The sequence below is a fragment of the Pseudomonas sp. GT1P32 genome, from assembly GCF_054897805.1.
Genome location: NZ_CM142704.1, coordinates 4,318,205 through 4,333,992, shown reverse-complemented (window position 1 = coordinate 4,333,992; position 15,788 = coordinate 4,318,205). Strand labels below are relative to the sequence as shown.

The following is a 15,788-nucleotide window of genomic DNA, read 5'->3' as shown; positions in this document are numbered from 1 at the left end:
CACCCCTCCTGTAGGAGCCGGCTTGCTGGCGATGAACGATAACGCGGTGTCACATGACACCGCGGCGCTCCCATCGCCAGCAAGCCGGCTCCTACATGGTTAGGCGGTGGAGCCTACTCCGGTGGTGGTTCGCAACCGCCCTTCCAGCCTGCGCTTCAACCCCCGCGCTTCAATCAACAGCGTCGAACCCTTGGCCGCATTGGCCCGCCCCCATTCCTCAAGCAATTCCAGGCACGAATGATCGATGTAGCTCAGGTTATTGAGCGGCACATGCACCGTCGCGCCAGCGGGGATGGTACCCAACACCTGAGTCAGTGCCGGCACCTTGAGAAAGGTCGCCGCCCCGATCAGTCGCAACTCCATTTCACCGTCCTTGGGCAGATCGATCAGGCTGATTTTCAACCGTGAGGCCTTCCACGCCAGTTTCGCCAGCGTCAGACCGAAGCCGATCAGCACGCCCGTCAACAAATCGGTAAAGATGATCGCCAGCGCTGTCGCCGCGTAAGTGAACATTGGCATCCGGCCGTATCGGCCCAGACTGCGAAAGGCTTTCAGGTCCACCAATTTGAAACCGGTGTAAACCAACACACCCGCCAGACTCGCCACGGGAATGCTTTGCAGCACGCTCGACAGCAGCAACACGAACGCCAGCAGCCACAGGCCATGGAATATCGTCGACATTCGTGTGGTGGCGCCGGCCTGCACGTTGGCCGAACTGCGCACGATCACGCCGGTCATCGGCAGCGCACCGAGCACGCCGCAGAGCATGTTGCCGACACCCTGAGCCGATAATTCCCGGTCAAAGTCCGAGCGCTGGCCGCTGTGCATGCGGTCTACCGCTGCGGCCGAGAGCAGGGTTTCGGCGCTGGCAATGAAGGCCACGGCGAAAGCGGCGATCAGCAAGGTCGGGTCGGCCAGGTTGAGCAAGTCTTCGGGTTTCAGCCAGTCGATGGCTTCCGCCAGATTGGCCGGGACTTCCACGCGTTTGACCTGCAAGGCGAGCATCAGGCTGGCGATCGTCGCCAGACCTACGCCCAGTAGTGCTCCCGGAATGAAGCGCAGGGAATGTGGGCGGAGTTTTTCCCACAGCCACATCACCGCTATCGTTGCGAGCCCGAGCAAGCCGGCCTGCCATCCAAAAGAAGGCAAGGCTTGAGCCACGGCAGCGGGGAAGGCGGCCAGGTTATCCAGCCCGGAAGGTTTCGGCACCGCGTCGAGCATCACATGCACCTGTGACAACACGATCAACACGCCAATCCCGGCCAGCATGCCGTAGACCACCGCCGGCGCCGTCACTCGAAACCAGCAGCCCAGCTTCAAGCGCCCGGCCACCAGTTGCAGGAAGCCCGCCAGTAGCAGGATCGGCCCAAGCATGGCGATGCCGTGCTGGCGCACCAGTTCGAATACCAGAACGGCCAACCCGGCCGCCGGGCCACTGACTTGCAGTGGCGAACCGGCAAGCCAGCCCACCACCAGACCACCGACGATCCCGGTGATCAGGCCTTTGGCGGGTGGCAGGCCCGAGGCGATGGCGATGCCCATGCACAAGGGCAGGGCGACCAGAAACACGACCACTGAAGCGAGCAGCTCCCGTGGCAGAACAGCTTTGAGTTGCGCTGCACGCATGGTGATTCTCCCGAAGTTTTCTTCAGGCATGGCAAGGCCGGACCGCTGAAACAGCGGCCGGGGTCAAACCACACAGATTTTTAGGAAGATTTAGAAGCGCGCTTTGGGCGTCGCCACTGGTATCGGATGGCTGCCATCGAGCGGCAGGAAACGACCCTGATCGGCGTCATAAGCTTTGATTGCGCTGGTCTCGATGTCGTAGACCCAGCCATGGATGAACAGATGACCGTTCGCCATGCGCGAGGCTACCGAGGGATGCGTACGCAAGTGTTGCAATTGGGCGATGACATTCTCTTCGGTGAGGATGTGCATGGTCTCGTTTTCGTCGGTGCAGTTGCAGTTGTCGTGCACCATGGTTTTCGCGACTTCCGCATGCCGCAGCCAGGCTTTGACTGTGGGCATCTTTTCCAGGCTGTCGGGATTGAGCACCGCACGCATTGCGCCACAATCGGAGTGGCCGCAGATGATGATGTGTTGCACGCCCAGCGCCAGCACCGCGTACTCGATGGCCGTGGAAACGCCACCGTTCATCTGACCGTAAGGCGGTACGACGTTGCCCACGTTGCGGGTTACGAACAGATCGCCAGGCGAACTGTGGGTGATCAGTTCAGGCACGATGCGCGAGTCGGCGCAGGTAATGAACATCGCCCTTGGCTGTTGAGCCGTGGCGAGTTTTTTGAAGAGCTCTTCCTGCTGCGGAAAGATCTCATGATGAAAATGCAAAAAGCCGTCAACGATATGCTTCAACGCTGCATCGGCGGTTTCTGCCTCGGATTGGGCTGAAGCCAACGCAGCCAACGGCTGTTTATCCTTGTCACTCATGAATTCATCCTCATTGGCGGAGTCAGGGAATTTTCCCGTTTTGTCCGGTGTGAAGCCAGTGGCTGTATAAAAAACATCCAGGCCGGAAATCTCGACCCGTCAGTCACTCGATGAACAAGGTAGCGGCCGAATCTTAACTCAAACTGAATGAACCGCTCTAGAACGTGTGTTCCAGATCACAAAAACCGTGACCAGCCTAAATGCATCGCACGTTTTCCATTACTCACCATAGGCCAATTGTCCTTAAATCAGCGACATCTGGCGACCCGGCGGACAGAAGGCTTCGCAATCCAGATTGAAACCTTCCCGCTGATTGAGCCCAAGGCGTTTGATGGTTTTGGCAAAGCGTTGCGCCAGCAGGTCGGCAAATGGACCTTCGCCCCGCATCCGGCTGCCAAACCGACTGTCGTAGAGCTCGCCACCGCGGCTCTGGCGGATCAGGCTCAGCACATGGGCCGCTCGCTGAGGATAGTGGGCCGCCAGCCATTCTTCGAACAGCGGCGCCACTTCCAGTGGCAGGCGCAGCATCATGTAGGCCGCACTTTGTGCGCCGGCCGCCTGTGCCTCGGTCAACAGGCTTTCGAGCTCGCTGTCGTTGATCATCGGAATCATCGGCGAACACAGCACCCCCACCGGAATCCCGGCTTCACGCATCACCCGGATCGCCCGCAATCGGGCCTTGGGCGCAGCGGCACGCGGTTCGAGGATGCGTTTGAGTTCATCGTCCAGCGTGGTGAGGCTGATCATCACTGCCACCAGTCTTTGCTCGGCAAGTTCGGCCAGCAGGTCCAGGTCGCGAAGAATCAGTGAGCCCTTGGTGATGATGGTCACCGGGTGACGGTAACGCAGCAGCACCTCCAGGGTTTTGCGGGTGATTTTGTGTTCGCGTTCGATCGGCTGATAAGGATCAGTGTTGGAACCCAGGTTGATCGGCGCGCATTGATAGCCGCGTTTGGACAGCTGTTCTTCCAGCACATCGGCGGCGTTGGTCTTGGCGATCAATCGGGTTTCGAAATCCAGCCCCGGCGACATGTCCCAATAGGCGTGGCTGGGCCGTGCGTAGCAATAAATGCAGCCATGCTCGCAACCGCGATAGGGATTGATCGAGCGATCGAAGGGCAGGTCCGGTGAGTTGTTGCGGGTGATGATGGTTTTAGCGGTCTCGATGCGCACCTCGGTGCCCTGGGTCATCGGCGCTTCCTGATACCAGCCATCGTCCTCCGCTACCGAGCGGTTTGGCGCGAAGCGGTTGTGCGGGTTGGTGGCGGTGCCGCGACCGCGGGGTGGCAAGGGAGTGCTCATCGGACAATACTCGTAGCTGTATGTGCATACAGTATCGAAGGTTGAGCGAACCGGCCAGTGCCGTTTGGCGCTCTGGCAAAGCAGGATGATCATTTATTGTGTAATTGATTGATAAGTACAACTTTGCGCAACGCCGGGAAACATATGTCGAATAGCCCCGATGCTAACTTGATAAGTAATATTCGCTTCGCACGAAGTTTCGTGTGCTCACTCATTAAATGGAATTAATAAATGTCGTTTTTTAATCAGCGCGGTATCTTTTTGCAATTACTGGCACCGAGTATTACTAATCCACGGGAAGCCCAGGTATCGATGCAACTGGCTCGAAAGGAGCTGGGGTGGGACCCCGTGAATGAGCTGTCGACCGAGGCCCTGGTGGATTCCGTCTACGTGACGGCGGTTTCCAGTGATGGTGGTCGGTCCTTCACTATCAAAGTAGTCAATAGCGATGTGGACGGTGACGGCGATATCGACAGTGATGACAAGGAGAAACTGTTGGCCTTGGCAAAAGCGTATTCCAGTATCGTCAATCCTTAAACCTGTTTATTAACTAAGCCTGTGTGAGTGTTCATGCAGGCCTAGTTGTAAGAGAGCATAAATCAACCATCATCCATGGTTGATAAATCGTATGTAAGTGGACTGATTCACGATTCTTTGACAGACGGCTCACAGGTCTTTGACTGGTCAGGGTCCAATCTGGCGTCGTCATCCCGCCTCTTTGCATACGGTCGTCGAGCATGTCCCTACGTCTTATCCCTGCGATGTGCCTGTCGCTGGTCGCATTCCTCAACCTGACGTTCGCTCACGCTGACGATGCGGTCGCACCCCGTCCTGCGGAGTGGGCTCAATCGGTCGAGGTGCAGTACAACCTCTTCCAGATGTCTCCAACTCTTTACCGCAGTGCATTGCCTGACCGCGGAGCTGTCCCGTTACTGGAAAAACTCAAGGTCGCCACCGTGATCAACTTCCTGCCCGAGTCGGATTCAAGTTGGCTGGCCACGCCTGGTATCAACCAGGTGCAGTTGCCCTATCGCACCAACCACGTGGATGACGCGGATGTACTCAAGGCCCTTCGCGCCATTCAGGCCGCCGAAGCCAAAGGCCCGGTGTTGATGCACTGCAAGCATGGTTCGGACCGGACCGGCCTGATGGCCGCCATGTACCGGGTGGTGGTGCAAGGCTGGAGCAAGGAAGACGCCCTGAACGAGATGACTCAAGGTGGCTTTGGCGACAGCACCCACTTCAAGGACGGTATTCGTTACATGATGCAGGCGGATGCCGAGAAGCTGCGCACTGCCCTGGCCAATGGGGAGTGCAGTACAAGCCCGTTCGCGGCCTGCTCGATGAAGAGCTGGTTCAAGTCGGCCCACGTTGAGTAACAGCACCTCCCACAGCATTGCGCTGCGGGAGGTCATTGCTGCACTCAGTGTTCGTCAGGCTTTTTCTTCAGCTTCGGGTTCGGGAAAAACTGCACGGCCTGAACCTTGGCGTCCGGCACCTTCAGCGCCGATGTGTTGACCCGTGTGCCCAATTCCTTGGGCACGGACAGGCCTTGTTCATTCAGCGTGTCGGAATAACCGCAGGCCACGCATTCGCGATGCGGGACCTCGTCTTCGTTCCACATCATCAACTTGTCCGGCTCGCTGCACGCCGGGCAGACCGCCCCGGCGATAAAGCGTTTTTTCGTCTTCACAGGCCCCTCGCTCATGCTGCTGCGTCCTCACTCAGGCCGCTGTGGCGCAAGAGTGCGTCAATCGACGGGGCACGGCCACGGAAGTCGACGAACAGCACCATCGGCTCCTGCGAACCACCGCGAGCGAGGATCGCTTCGCGGAAGGCGCGACCGGTTTCGGCGTTGAGCACGCCGTCCTCTTCGAACTTCGAGAAGGCGTCTGCCGAGAGCACTTCCGCCCATTTGTAGCTGTAGTAACCCGCCGCATAGCCGCCGGCGAAGATGTGCGCAAAGCTGTTCGGGAAGCGATTGTAAGCCGGCGGGCGCATGACCGAGACCTCGTCGCGTATGCCTTCGAGCACTTGCAGCACGCTGCGGCCATCGCCGTGGGTGGCGTGCAGTTCGAAGTCGAACAGCGAGAATTCGAGCTGACGCACCATCATCAGGCCGGACTGGAAGTTCTTCGCGGCGAGCATCTTGCCCAGCAGGTCCTGCGGCAGCGGCTCACCGGTTTCGTAGTGACCGGAAATCAGCGCCAGACCTTCCGGCTCCCAGCACCAGTTTTCCATGAACTGGCTTGGCAACTCGACCGCATCCCACGCCACGCCGTTGATGCCGGATACGCCGGCGTGTTCAACGCGGGTCAGCAGGTGATGCAGGCCGTGACCGAATTCGTGGAACAGGGTGGTCACTTCGTCGTGGGTCAGCAGCGCCGGTTTGCCGCTGTCGGCCGGGGTGAAGTTGCACACCAGGTTGGCCACCGGGCTTTGCAACACGCCCTCAGCCGTGCGACGACGGTCGCGGGCGCCGTCCATCCACGCGCCGCCGCGCTTGTTGGCGCGGGCGTAGAGGTCGAAGAAGAAGCGGCCGACGTGCTGGCCGTTTTCCTTGATCTCGAACAGTCGAACGTCCGGGTGCCAGGTGTCGAAGCCTTTCTGCTCGGCGATCTCGATGCCGTACAGACGTTGAACGATGGCGAACAGACCGCCCAGCACTTTATCGATCGGGAAGTAAGCGCGCAGGGCTTCCTGGGCAACGCTGTAACGTTGTTCGCGGAGTTTTTCACCGTAGAAACCGCTGTCCCAGCTTTGCAGGTCCGGGCAGCCTTGTTCGGCGGCGTAGGCCTTGAGCTGGTCCAGATCCTGAGCAGCGAACGGCTTGCTGCGCTTGGCCAGATCGCGCAGGAAGCTCAGCACCTGATCGCTGGATTCGGCCATCTTGGTGGCCAGGCTCAGCTCCGAGAAACTGGCGAAACCCAGCAGTTTTGCCAGCTCCTGACGCAGGTCGAGGATTTCTTCCATCACCGGCCCGTTATCGTTCTGGCCGGCATTCGGGCCTTGGTCCGACGCACGGGTGCAGTAGGCGGCGTAGACTTCTTCGCGCAGGGCACGGTCCTGGGCGTAGGTCATCACCGCGTAGTAGCTCGGGAATTCCAGGGTGATCAGGAAGCCTTCCAGATCTTTGGCCTGCGCAGCCGCAGCCATTTGTGCCTTGGCCGAATCGGTCAGGCCGGCGAGGGCGGCTTCGTCGGTAACGTGTTTGGTCCAGGCTTGAGTCGCGTCGAGCAGTTGGTTGGAGAAGCGGCTGCCCAGTTCGGAGAGCTTGCTTTGTACTTCGGCGTAACGCTTCTGCTCGGCTTCTGGCAGGTCGATACCCGACAGGCGGAAGTCACGCAGGGAGTGTTCCAGGATAGTTTTCTGCGCGACGTCGAAACCGGCGGCTTCCGGGCTGTTGGCCAAGGCTTCGAAGGCCTCGAACAGTTCGCGGTTCTGGCCCAGCTCGGTGGAGTAGGCGCTGAGTGCTGGCAGGCAGGACTCGTAGGCTTCGCGCAATTCGGCGCTGTTGCACACGGCGTTCAGGTGACTGACCGGGCTCCAGGCAGCGCCGAGGCGATCATTGAGTTCGTCCATCGCCAGCACCAGGCCGGCCCAGGTCGGTTGTTTGCCCTGGGTTTTGAGGATCTCGATAATCGCGGCGCGGTTGTCAGCCAGGATCTGTTCAATGGCCGGTTGCACGTGTTCGGCCCGGATCGCCGAGAACGGCGGCAGGTCGTAGGACTGCAAAAGAGGGTTGTTCACGCTCACGTTTGGCACCTTGGCTGGAAGAAACATGCGGCCATCTTAATTACAATCGACGCTCACCGCAGCTATCGGCAACAGAGAGAAACCCTATCGTGACCCTTCGCAAGTATCAGAACCACACGCCGCTGCTGGGCAAAGGCGCTTTTGTCGACAGTTCGGCGGTGGTGATCGGCGATGTCGAAATCGGCGATGACAGCTCCGTTTGGCCCCTGACGGTGATCCGCGGCGACATGCACCGTATCCGCATCGGTGCGCGCACCAGCGTGCAGGACGGCTGTGTGCTGCACATCACCCACGCCGGGCCGTTCAACCCCGATGGCTTTCCGTTGCTGATCGGCGATGACGTGACCATCGCGCACAAAGTCATGCTTCATGGGTGCAGCGTGGGCAACCGCGTGTTGATCGGCATGGGCAGCATCGTCATGGACGGTGCGGTGGTCGCGGATGATGTGATCATCGGCGCCGGCAGCCTGGTGCCACCGGGCAAGCGCCTGGACAGTGGTTTTCTGTATGTGGGGAGTCCGGTGAAACAGATCCGCCCGCTGACGGACAAGGAAAAAGCCTTTTTCACCTACAGCGCGGCGAATTACGTGAAGCTCAAGGACCTGCATCTGGCCGAAGGCTACGACCAGCTCTGACCCCGGCGCTCTTATTCAGGATTCAACATGCATTACCAAACCGTTTTGTTCGACCTCGATGGCACCCTGACCGACCCGCGCGAGGGCATCACCCGTTCGATCCAGTTCGCCCTGAGCAAACTCGGCATCGAAGAACCCGACCTGACCAAGCTTGAACACTTCATCGGCCCGCCGTTGTTGCAGGCGTTCATGCAGTTCTACGACTTCGACGAGCCCAAGGCGTGGGAGGCGGTGAATTTCTATCGCGAGCGCTTCAAGGTCACCGGCCTGTACGAAAACCGCGTGTTCGATGGCGTCACGCCGCTGCTCGAAACCCTCGGCGGGCAAGGGCGTCAGCTGTACATCGCGACCTCCAAGCCGTGGATCTTCGCCCGGGAAATCGCCCGGCACTTCGACTTCGCCAAACACTTCAAGGTGATTTACGGCAGCGAGCTGGATGGCACGCGGACCAACAAAGTCGAGTTGATCGCCCACCTGATGGCCGAAGAAAACCTGGACCCGGCCAACACCTTGATGATCGGCGACCGCAAACACGACCTGATCGGCGCACGCAGCAATGGGCTGGATGCGGCAGCGGTGGGTTACGGGTTTGGTAGCCGTGAAGAGTTGAACGCTGAAGCGCCGACCTATCATTTTGAAACGCTGGATGAGATGCATCAGGCGTTTTTGCAGCGCTAGCAAGTACACCTTCGCGGGCAAGCCTCGCTCCTACGGATCTTCATCAGTCCTGTAGGAGCGAGGCTTGCCCGCGAAGGCGTCCTCCGATACACATCCTGATCAACTGTTCCCACTCAAAACCCTTCTTGTCGTTCTAGCCTGAAGAGGCGGGCCACGATCAAGGAGGATCATCATTGCCGGAGTTAAAACACGCTCACCGATTGCGCACAGGACGATATTCGGAGTCCGGGCAGATTTACCTACTCACAGCAGTACTTTTGAATCGAGAACCGTTGTTCCGCGACTTCTACAATGGGCGTTTGGTGGTTGATGCTTTTCGAACGGCAGAGCGAGAAGAGTTTGCGACGTCGCTAGCCTGGGTCGTCATGCCCGATCATTTCCATTGGTTGATCGAGCTACAAAATACTCAGCTACCCAAGTTGATGGCTCGGACCAAATCACGCATTGCAGTGACGCTTAATCGTTCAGTTGGCCGTCAAGGTCCGGTTTGGCAACACGGCTATCATGATCGCGCCATTCGAAAGGAAGAGGACTTGCAGGCTGTTGCTCGCTACATCGTCGCTAACCCGTTGCGTGCGGGTTTGGTTGAGAAGGTAGGGAATTATCCGCTGTGGGATGCAATCTGGTTGTGACCTTTGAGGGCTCCTTCGCGGGCAAGTCGGATCGCCGCACCGCTCGCTCCTACAGGATCAGCGTCGTTCGCCAATAACGTGAACGACGCGGAACCTGTAGGAGCGAGGCTTGCCCGCGAAGAGGCCCATTCAGTCACCGAAAATTTTCGATTCCGCCAACGCCTTCAATGCCGCCTTGCGCTCAGTAACCTCCAAAGCGCCAAGCTTCTCCACCGCCGCATAAAACTTCACCCAATCCCCACCCGATTGCCGGAACAACGCCGCAAACGCTGGCACCCACTGGTCGTACAAACCAAACGGCAACAACCGCGCATTGTTCATCGGCGCGTTGATCCACGCGTCGTAGCGTTTATCTCCAGCCCACTGGCTGTCGCGTATCTGCCGGTATTCGGCTCGTAATCTCTCGAATTCTACTGCTTTACGTTGCCTCATCTGCTCGGTTGGCAGCGGCAGGGCGTAGAGTTTTTCCAGTCGCGAGCGCGTATCCAGAACCAGCTGAATGAACTGATCCCGTCGTTGCGCCTGGGCGCCGTTGTCCGGCGCCAACCCGCGATGGGCACGCCACTGCCGAGTGCCTTCCTGTTCAACGAACGTGGCGAAAGACTCGTTGAACTCCGTGTCGTCCTTCACATAAAAGCGCTGATGCGCCAGTTCATGGAAGATCAACGTTGCCAACCGTTCATCGCCCCAACCCATCATCGAACTGATAATCGGATCGTTGAACCAGCCGAGCGTCGAATAGGCCTCGACGCCGCCGATCGACACGTCCATACCTTGCAATCGCAGCAGCGCAGCCTCACCACGGGCCGCGCTCTGGTTGTAATAGCCGCGGTAGGCGACGCACCCGGCGACGGGAAAGCAGTGGTTTTGCGGCGTCAGGGAAAATTCCGGCGTGGCGAACACGTTCCAGACTACGAACGGTCGGCCAATGTCGGCGTACAAACGGTAGCTCTGGTTATCCGGCAGATGCAGCTGCTGGCTGGCAAACGCCCGGGCCTTTTGCGACTGGGCCAGATGCGCACGCAGCTTTTGATCGCGGGTGGGGTCGGCAATCACGTCGGTAACCGGCTCCCGAGCACGCAGCAATTGCAACTGACCACTGGCCAATTGGCTGTAGTAGCTGACGCTGGCGCAACCGTTGAGCAACAAAAACAACACACCCGGAAACAAAACACGCAAAACGCGATCAAGTAACCCAAGGCTTGGAAGCGGCCTGATCAAAATAAAATCATCCCTGGAGAGTCTTCCCGCAAGACTATCCCGCCTGACTGGAGCTCCGCTATGCGCAAGATGATGCTGACGGGAGGCCTGTTGTTGCTGACAGGCTGTGCAGGATTCGGATTTCCCCACCATGATCCGTCTCAAGCGTGGATCGATCTCGATACACAGCAGGAAGACACCGCACTGCAAGCGCTGGAAGTCGATAACAAGGCCTCCACCGATAAGCGCTACTTCGAGGTCCAGCCCGGCAGTCATGAGTTGACGGTGCGTTATCTGTTCCCGGTCGATCCGAGCAATATCGGGCCGGACGCCGAGCCGCTATGGCGCGATTGCCAACTGAATGTGAAATTCAACAATTTCAATGCGGGTGAGAAATATCAGCTGCAAGCAGGGAATATCGGTTTTCGGCCGTGGGCCAAGCTCTATGACCAACAGCGAAAAGTGATAGGCCAAGGCACACCGGCAGGCTGTCAACGGACCTGATCGGCGTTATGCTGAAAGCCCAATCCTCGGGACATTCATCATGCGCAGGTTGTTGCTATTGCTCGCGGCAAGCGCCTTTGCCGGTTGCCAGAGCCCGTTACCGGCGGTCGATCCTCAGATGGCGTGGGTCGAATTTTCTACGCCATTCCCGAACGACAAGTTGCTGATGGCGGAGCGACTGGACAAGCAGCGAATGCGCGATGGGCGTTTTTTCCAGGTGACGCCCGGCAGCCATGAGCTGGTCGTTCGATTCGACTTTGAAGTGCCCGGTGGCGGAGGCTTTGGTGTGATGAGCGGTCCCACGGAACGGTTGTGCTACCTGACCATCAACTACGATCATTTCGAAGCAGGCCAGCGTTATGTGCTGGAAGGCCGTTCGATAGCGTTCACTCCCGGCGCTCGTTTGTACAACGCCAAGCGGGAAATCGTCGCTGAAGACCGAGAGTCCTATTGCCTCATGTGAGGCGGATCAACTGTCGTTCTTCTGGTAAATGATGGCTTTGGTGCCGTTGTCGCAAGTGCCGACGACCATCGCGGCGTCATGCTGGGCAGCCTCTTCCTTCGACACGATTTCCAGCGTGTAGGAGGGCACGGCATTCGCCTGAATCTTCACTTCGATCTCATTCTTGAGTTCTTCGCAATCCTTGGGCGCAGCGAGTGCCGAAGTGGCCAGTGCACTGCAGATAATCGCCAGGGCAAAACGTTTCATGGTTGAAGCTCCTTTGAGGCAGCACGCAGGTTGATGCGTTTTCACTGCTGTCATTTATTCGACCACAGGGACGCCAGCCGGGTTTTGTTTCAGCGCAAAAAAATCGCAGCCTGTCGAAGGCTGCGATTTTTTTTGCCCGATAAGACGGGACTAGAGCAACGTCGCATCCAGGCTGATTTTCGCATTCAGCACTTTGGACACCGGGCAGCCTTCTTTGGCTTTATTGCTCAGTTCCTCGAACTGCGCCTGGGTCGCCCCGGGGATTTTCGCCTTCAGGATCAACTTCACCGCAGTGATCGAAAACCCTCCGTCGACCTGGTCCAGCGTGACCTCGGCATTAGTATCGATGCTGTCAGCCTTGAGACCGGCGTCGCCGAGAATCATCGAGAAAGCCATGGAGAAACAACCTGCATGGGCCGCGCCGATCAGCTCTTCCGGATTGGTGCCTTTACCGCCTTCGAAACGTGCCTTGAAGCCGTAGGGCGCCTCTCTGAGAACACCGGTTTCGGTGGAAATCGAGCCGATACCGGTTTTCAGGTCACCTTCCCAATGCGCCGATGCTTTCTTGGTAATAGCCATGTCTGCCTCCTCAAGATCCGGCGCGAAGCTTCGCGCCTTCGTGGTTTTCGGTTGCCAGGGTTCTGAGGATAGACGGTGGTGAAAAGTTCACCTGATCTCATTAGTCCTACCGTTTCCGTAGGTTTTTTTGCCTCGGCTATTGAAACTCGGGTATATGCCCTCATTGCATGAAGCACGCTTATGGATTCGGCAGGTTTTCGTTTGCAAGAAAAAACCTGCGACCTCAACTGGAGAAGCAGGTTTATGAAACGACTGTCCGATATCAAGTTCTCGACCCTTGATCTGGTGCCCGTGCGCGAGAACGGTAGCGCGGCCCAGTCGCTGCGCAACTCCCTGGACCTGGCGCAGCATGTCGAAAAATTTGGCTACAACCGCTTCTGGGTGGCCGAGCACCACAACATGGACGGCATCGCCAGCTCTGCGACCTCGGTGTTGCTGGGCTATCTGGCCGGAGGCACGTCGACCATTCGGGTCGGCTCGGGTGGCGTGATGTTGCCCAACCACGCGCCGCTGGTGATCGCTGAGCAGTTCGGCACCCTTGAAAGCCTGTATCCGGGCCGGATCGACCTGGGCTTGGGCCGCGCCCCCGGTTCCGATCAGATGACTGCGCGCGCCTTGCGCCGTGAGCGTTCCGGCAGTGCCGATGATTTCCCCGAAGATGTGGCGGAGCTGGTGCGCTACCTCGGTCCACGCACGCCAGACCAGCGAATCATCGCCATGCCAGGCACCGGCACCAACGTTCCGGTCTGGTTGTTGGGGTCGAGCCTGTTCAGTGCACAACTGGCAGGTGAGCGCGGTTTGCCCTACGCGTTCGCTTCCCATTTCGCACCGCGTTTCATGCACGAGGCGATTCGCGTCTATCGCAATCACTTCAAGCCTTCAGCGGTATTGGACAAGCCTTACGTGATGCTTGGCGTTCCGTTGGTAGCGGCAGACACCGACGAGCAGGCCGAGTATCTGGCGACATCGGTTTACCAGCGCATCCTCGCGTTGATGCGTGGCCAAAGCCTGGTCCAGCGACCGCCGGTGAAAACCATGGATGGCCTGTGGCTGCCCCATGAGAAAGAAGCGGTGCATGATTTCCTGGGACTGGCGATGGTGGGCAGCCCGCAGAAAATCCGCGCCAAGCTGGACGTGTTGATCGAGCAGACCCAGGCAGACGAGCTGATTTTTACCTGCGACCTGTATGAACATGCCGATCGCGTGCACTCCTATGAGCTGCTCGCGCAGGTCATGAAGGGCTGACGCTTAAACAGCGCCCATAAAAAAGCCGACGCCATTGCGTCGGCTTTTTCGTTTAACGATGGAATCAGCCTAGCGTTTGTAGACGATTTCCTTGGTGCCTTTCTCACATTTGCCGACGACTGTTCCGCCAGCAGCGCTGCCCTTATCAACGATTTCCAGTGAGTAGCCAGATACGCCTTTGGCATCCAGCTTCGCTGCAATTTCGGCTTTCAGCTCTTCGCATGCCTTGCCGTCAGCAAACGCCGCGCCCGCAAGGCTCAACAAACCTACCGCCAACATAAACTTCTTCATCGGTCGCATTCCCTGGTCGGATCAAAGGGAGCATCCAGCCCTCAGCCGGATGCACTCATGTAGCGCTTTGCCATTCCCTATGGCACTCGGCCAGCGCGCAAGTTCAGAAGACTAGCTCAAACTCAGCTGCTGGCAATCCGGAACCCGACTTTGAGCGTCACCTGGAAGTGCGCTGCCTTGCCGTCCTTGATGTGCCCGCGGGTTTCGGTCACTTCGAACCATTCCATGTACTTGAGACTTTTACTGGCTTCAGCCAGCGCGTTGTTGATGGCGTCTTCAATGCTGCTGGTGGATGAGCCGACAAGCTCGACTTTTTTGTAAGTGTGATGGTCAGTCATGAGCGTTCTCCTCAGGGTGTGAAATACAGCCTAGCAGTGATTTTTCGTATTACTTCTGTCGGCCTTCAAGAGGCAGAAGTTCAGATTTACTGCACTTTCTCGAACCCCTGAAGTCCCAACCAACACACGCCACTCATCATCAATGCAGGAGAGCCACCATGGCCAACACCTCTTTACGTAAAGCCTCATTGCAAAGCATGGAAGCCGAGATCGAGAGTCTGCTGAAGTCTTTGGAAAACCTGAAGGACGACGCCTCGGATGAGTCGCGTAAAACACTCAAGGCATTGAAAGCCAACGCCGAGAGCGCCCTCAAGCATTCGCGTCATTTGCTCAGCGATGCGTACGAAGAAGTCAAAGTCAAAACCCGTGAAACCGGGATCGCCACTCGGGACTACGCCCAGGAACACCCTTGGACTACAGCCGGTGTCGCGGTGGGTGCACTGGGTCTGCTCGCGGCCTATCTGCTGTGTAAACGCGGCGATTAATCCGTCTGGCGCAGCTCGTTTTTCAGCCACTGCGCCAGTTGCCGAGCGCGCCCGTCCGCGGCGCGCTTGGGTAGCCACAACGCCAGTTGCGCCGGGGTTTCGCTGAAACCCCACGGCGCAACGAGGCGACCTGCCTTCAAGTCCTCGGCCACTAAAGGTTCAGGGGCAATCGCGACGCCCAGACCGGCCACTGCCGCCTCCAGCAAATAATACAAATGCTCGAAGCCCTGCCCGTACTTCAACGCTTTGGTGTCGAGGCCACTTTGCTGCGCCCAGCTTGGCCAGGCCTGCGGACGGGAAGTGGTGTGCAGCAACGGCTGCTTCAACAGAGCGCTTGCTGGCGCCTGTTGAAGCAGTTCGTAATCGGCGAAGCGTGGGCTCATGACCGGGCCGATGCGTTCGCTGGCCAATTCGTAAACCTGCATGTCCGCAGGCCATGGCGGCTCGGCGAACACCAGCAAAGCGTCCAGCCCCGGACGACGGGGGTCGAGATCGCCTTCTCCGGCGGACAAGTGCAGGCGCAGGTCCGGTAGATCAGCATTCAACCGCCCCAGTCGCGGAATAAACCAGCGCGCCAGCAGACTTCCCGAACAGCCGAGCACGAACGGCGCGTCGGCGGTGCTTTGGGTCAGCTCGGCGCAGACCGTGCGCAAGCGCTCAAAGGCTTCAGCGCTGGCATCGCGTAAACGCACGCCGGCATCTGTGAGTTTAAGGCCGCGACCCTCCTTGATGAACAGACTCACCCCGAGATGCTCTTCGAGCACTTTCAATTGCCGGCTGACTGCACCATGGGTGACGTGCAGCTGTTCGGCGGCCTGGCTGACGCTGTTCAGGCGGGCAGTGGCTTCGAAGGCGCGAAGCGCGTTCAGCGGGGGAAGGTCGTGGCTCATGGGATCTGTGAGTTTTCCTGACAAGTTGCGGCGATCTTATCGGTTTTCAGCCTGAGGCGTCAGGGGTAGAGTTAAGCCCACTCTCTTTTCAAAAGC

General features: G+C 58.5%; 20 protein-coding genes. 9 read left to right on the top strand and 11 right to left on the bottom strand.

Annotation, left to right across the window (positions count from 1 at the left end):
• Positions 1–99: 99 nt before the first annotated feature.
• The 3 genes from ACYZUC_RS19800 to ACYZUC_RS19790 all read right to left on the bottom strand — a co-directional run bounded on the left by ACYZUC_RS19800 (position 100) and on the right by ACYZUC_RS19790 (position 3,750).
• Complete coding sequence (locus ACYZUC_RS19800) at positions 100–1,626, bottom strand: SulP family inorganic anion transporter (RefSeq protein ID WP_461989825.1); 1,527 nt, start codon at positions 1,624–1,626, stop codon at positions 100–102.
• Between the two features lie 90 nt (positions 1,627–1,716).
• Positions 1,717–2,448: a carbonic anhydrase gene (locus tag ACYZUC_RS19795; protein ID WP_461989823.1), complete on the bottom strand. Its 732-nt coding sequence runs from the start codon at positions 2,446–2,448 to the stop codon at positions 1,717–1,719.
• Positions 2,449–2,691: 243 nt separating this feature from the next.
• Positions 2,692–3,750: a PA0069 family radical SAM protein gene (locus ACYZUC_RS19790; protein ID WP_008027708.1), complete on the bottom strand. Its 1,059-nt coding sequence runs from the start codon at positions 3,748–3,750 to the stop codon at positions 2,692–2,694.
• Positions 3,751–3,981: 231 nt separating this feature from the next.
• Here ACYZUC_RS19790 and ACYZUC_RS19785 point away from each other — a divergent pair, with 231 nt between their 5' ends.
• Both ACYZUC_RS19785 and ACYZUC_RS19780 read left to right on the top strand, forming a co-directional pair.
• Positions 3,982–4,287 carry a hypothetical protein gene (locus ACYZUC_RS19785; RefSeq protein ID WP_461989821.1) on the top strand — a complete coding sequence of 102 codons (306 nt, stop codon included), beginning with the start codon at positions 3,982–3,984 and terminating at the stop codon, positions 4,285–4,287.
• A 200-nt stretch (positions 4,288–4,487) separates the two neighbouring features.
• Positions 4,488–5,129: a dual specificity protein phosphatase family protein gene (locus ACYZUC_RS19780; RefSeq protein ID WP_461989819.1), complete on the top strand. Its 642-nt coding sequence runs from the start codon at positions 4,488–4,490 to the stop codon at positions 5,127–5,129.
• 44 nt (positions 5,130–5,173) lie between these two features.
• On the opposite strand, the gene ACYZUC_RS19775 is transcribed toward ACYZUC_RS19780, so the two are convergent.
• Positions 5,174–5,458 (bottom strand): YheV family putative zinc ribbon protein, encoded by a 285-nt coding sequence (locus tag ACYZUC_RS19775; RefSeq protein ID WP_461989818.1) that lies wholly within the window; start codon positions 5,456–5,458, stop codon positions 5,174–5,176.
• Positions 5,455–7,533 carry an oligopeptidase A gene (gene prlC, locus ACYZUC_RS19770; protein WP_461989816.1) on the bottom strand — a complete coding sequence of 693 codons (2,079 nt, stop codon included), beginning with the start codon at positions 7,531–7,533 and terminating at the stop codon, positions 5,455–5,457. Before prlC ends, ACYZUC_RS19775 begins: the two co-directional genes overlap by 4 nt.
• A gap of 62 nt (positions 7,534–7,595) precedes the next feature.
• Between prlC and ACYZUC_RS19765 the strand changes: the two genes are divergently transcribed.
• The 3 genes from ACYZUC_RS19765 to ACYZUC_RS19755 all read left to right on the top strand — a co-directional run bounded on the left by ACYZUC_RS19765 (position 7,596) and on the right by ACYZUC_RS19755 (position 9,451).
• Positions 7,596–8,141 (top strand): gamma carbonic anhydrase family protein, encoded by a 546-nt coding sequence (locus tag ACYZUC_RS19765; RefSeq protein ID WP_008027715.1) that lies wholly within the window; start codon positions 7,596–7,598, stop codon positions 8,139–8,141.
• Between the two features lie 27 nt (positions 8,142–8,168).
• Entirely contained in the window at positions 8,169–8,819 is a 651-nt protein-coding gene (locus ACYZUC_RS19760) for an HAD family hydrolase (protein ID WP_461989814.1), read from the top strand.
• Between the two features lie 173 nt (positions 8,820–8,992).
• Positions 8,993–9,451, top strand: a complete 459-nt coding sequence (locus ACYZUC_RS19755; protein WP_192228107.1) for an REP-associated tyrosine transposase — start codon at positions 8,993–8,995, stop codon at positions 9,449–9,451.
• A 129-nt stretch (positions 9,452–9,580) separates the two neighbouring features.
• Here ACYZUC_RS19755 and ACYZUC_RS19750 read toward each other — a convergent pair whose 3' ends face one another.
• Positions 9,581–10,672, bottom strand: a complete 1,092-nt coding sequence (locus ACYZUC_RS19750) for an aminopeptidase (RefSeq protein WP_461989812.1) — start codon at positions 10,670–10,672, stop codon at positions 9,581–9,583.
• A 60-nt stretch (positions 10,673–10,732) separates the two neighbouring features.
• Here ACYZUC_RS19750 and ACYZUC_RS19745 point away from each other — a divergent pair, with 60 nt between their 5' ends.
• Positions 10,733–11,155, top strand: coding sequence for a PA0061/PA0062 family lipoprotein (locus ACYZUC_RS19745; RefSeq protein WP_461989810.1), 423 nt, complete (start codon positions 10,733–10,735; stop codon positions 11,153–11,155).
• Positions 11,156–11,195: 40 nt separating this feature from the next.
• Positions 11,196–11,618, top strand: coding sequence for a PA0061/PA0062 family lipoprotein (locus ACYZUC_RS19740; RefSeq protein WP_461989809.1), 423 nt, complete (start codon positions 11,196–11,198; stop codon positions 11,616–11,618).
• A gap of 6 nt (positions 11,619–11,624) precedes the next feature.
• Here ACYZUC_RS19740 and ACYZUC_RS19735 read toward each other — a convergent pair whose 3' ends face one another.
• Both ACYZUC_RS19735 and ACYZUC_RS19730 read right to left on the bottom strand, forming a co-directional pair.
• Entirely contained in the window at positions 11,625–11,864 is a 240-nt protein-coding gene (locus ACYZUC_RS19735; protein ID WP_461989807.1) for a DUF1161 domain-containing protein, read from the bottom strand.
• Positions 11,865–12,014: 150 nt separating this feature from the next.
• Positions 12,015–12,443 carry an OsmC family protein gene (locus ACYZUC_RS19730; protein ID WP_008027730.1) on the bottom strand — a complete coding sequence of 143 codons (429 nt, stop codon included), beginning with the start codon at positions 12,441–12,443 and terminating at the stop codon, positions 12,015–12,017.
• Positions 12,444–12,686: 243 nt separating this feature from the next.
• On the opposite strand from ACYZUC_RS19730, the gene ACYZUC_RS19725 reads away from it, so the two are divergent.
• The gene (locus ACYZUC_RS19725; RefSeq protein ID WP_223553920.1) at positions 12,687–13,688 is read left to right on the top strand and encodes an LLM class flavin-dependent oxidoreductase; all 1,002 of its coding nucleotides are present in this window, start codon (positions 12,687–12,689) and stop codon (positions 13,686–13,688) included.
• 69 nt (positions 13,689–13,757) lie between these two features.
• Here ACYZUC_RS19725 and ACYZUC_RS19720 read toward each other — a convergent pair whose 3' ends face one another.
• Positions 13,758–13,979, bottom strand: coding sequence for a DUF1161 domain-containing protein (locus tag ACYZUC_RS19720; RefSeq protein WP_461989804.1), 222 nt, complete (start codon positions 13,977–13,979; stop codon positions 13,758–13,760).
• A gap of 122 nt (positions 13,980–14,101) precedes the next feature.
• Positions 14,102–14,317 (bottom strand): dodecin, encoded by a 216-nt coding sequence (locus tag ACYZUC_RS19715; protein ID WP_008027736.1) that lies wholly within the window; start codon positions 14,315–14,317, stop codon positions 14,102–14,104.
• Between the two features lie 158 nt (positions 14,318–14,475).
• Between ACYZUC_RS19715 and ACYZUC_RS19710 the strand changes: the two genes are divergently transcribed.
• On the top strand, positions 14,476–14,802 hold the full coding sequence (locus tag ACYZUC_RS19710; protein ID WP_008027738.1) for an ElaB/YgaM/YqjD family protein: 327 nt from the start codon (positions 14,476–14,478) through the stop codon (positions 14,800–14,802).
• Here ACYZUC_RS19710 and ACYZUC_RS19705 read toward each other — a convergent pair.
• Positions 14,799–15,692 carry a LysR family transcriptional regulator gene (locus tag ACYZUC_RS19705; protein WP_461989802.1) on the bottom strand — a complete coding sequence of 298 codons (894 nt, stop codon included), beginning with the start codon at positions 15,690–15,692 and terminating at the stop codon, positions 14,799–14,801. The two genes, ACYZUC_RS19710 and ACYZUC_RS19705, sit on opposite strands and share 4 nt — an antisense overlap.
• Positions 15,693–15,788 lie beyond the last annotated feature (96 nt).

Coding starts and splice junctions, on each gene's coding strand:
- ACYZUC_RS19800 (WP_461989825.1), bottom strand. CDS start 1,626: ATGCGTGCAGCGCAACTCAAAGCTGTTCTGCCACGGGAGCTGCTCGCT.
- ACYZUC_RS19795 (WP_461989823.1), bottom strand. CDS start 2,448: ATGAGTGACAAGGATAAACAGCCGTTGGCTGCGTTGGCTTCAGCCCAA.
- ACYZUC_RS19790 (WP_008027708.1), bottom strand. CDS start 3,750: ATGAGCACTCCCTTGCCACCCCGCGGTCGCGGCACCGCCACCAACCCG.
- ACYZUC_RS19785 (WP_461989821.1), top strand. CDS start 3,982: ATGTCGTTTTTTAATCAGCGCGGTATCTTTTTGCAATTACTGGCACCG.
- ACYZUC_RS19780 (WP_461989819.1), top strand. CDS start 4,488: ATGTCCCTACGTCTTATCCCTGCGATGTGCCTGTCGCTGGTCGCATTC.
- ACYZUC_RS19775 (WP_461989818.1), bottom strand. CDS start 5,458: ATGAGCGAGGGGCCTGTGAAGACGAAAAAACGCTTTATCGCCGGGGCG.
- prlC (WP_461989816.1), bottom strand. CDS start 7,533: ATGTTTCTTCCAGCCAAGGTGCCAAACGTGAGCGTGAACAACCCTCTT.
- ACYZUC_RS19760 (WP_461989814.1), top strand. CDS start 8,169: ATGCATTACCAAACCGTTTTGTTCGACCTCGATGGCACCCTGACCGAC.
- ACYZUC_RS19745 (WP_461989810.1), top strand. CDS start 10,733: ATGCGCAAGATGATGCTGACGGGAGGCCTGTTGTTGCTGACAGGCTGT.
- ACYZUC_RS19740 (WP_461989809.1), top strand. CDS start 11,196: ATGCGCAGGTTGTTGCTATTGCTCGCGGCAAGCGCCTTTGCCGGTTGC.
- ACYZUC_RS19735 (WP_461989807.1), bottom strand. CDS start 11,864: ATGAAACGTTTTGCCCTGGCGATTATCTGCAGTGCACTGGCCACTTCG.
- ACYZUC_RS19730 (WP_008027730.1), bottom strand. CDS start 12,443: ATGGCTATTACCAAGAAAGCATCGGCGCATTGGGAAGGTGACCTGAAA.
- ACYZUC_RS19725 (WP_223553920.1), top strand. CDS start 12,687: ATGAAACGACTGTCCGATATCAAGTTCTCGACCCTTGATCTGGTGCCC.
- ACYZUC_RS19720 (WP_461989804.1), bottom strand. CDS start 13,979: ATGAAGAAGTTTATGTTGGCGGTAGGTTTGTTGAGCCTTGCGGGCGCG.
- ACYZUC_RS19715 (WP_008027736.1), bottom strand. CDS start 14,317: ATGACTGACCATCACACTTACAAAAAAGTCGAGCTTGTCGGCTCATCC.
- ACYZUC_RS19710 (WP_008027738.1), top strand. CDS start 14,476: ATGGCCAACACCTCTTTACGTAAAGCCTCATTGCAAAGCATGGAAGCC.
- ACYZUC_RS19705 (WP_461989802.1), bottom strand. CDS start 15,692: ATGAGCCACGACCTTCCCCCGCTGAACGCGCTTCGCGCCTTCGAAGCC.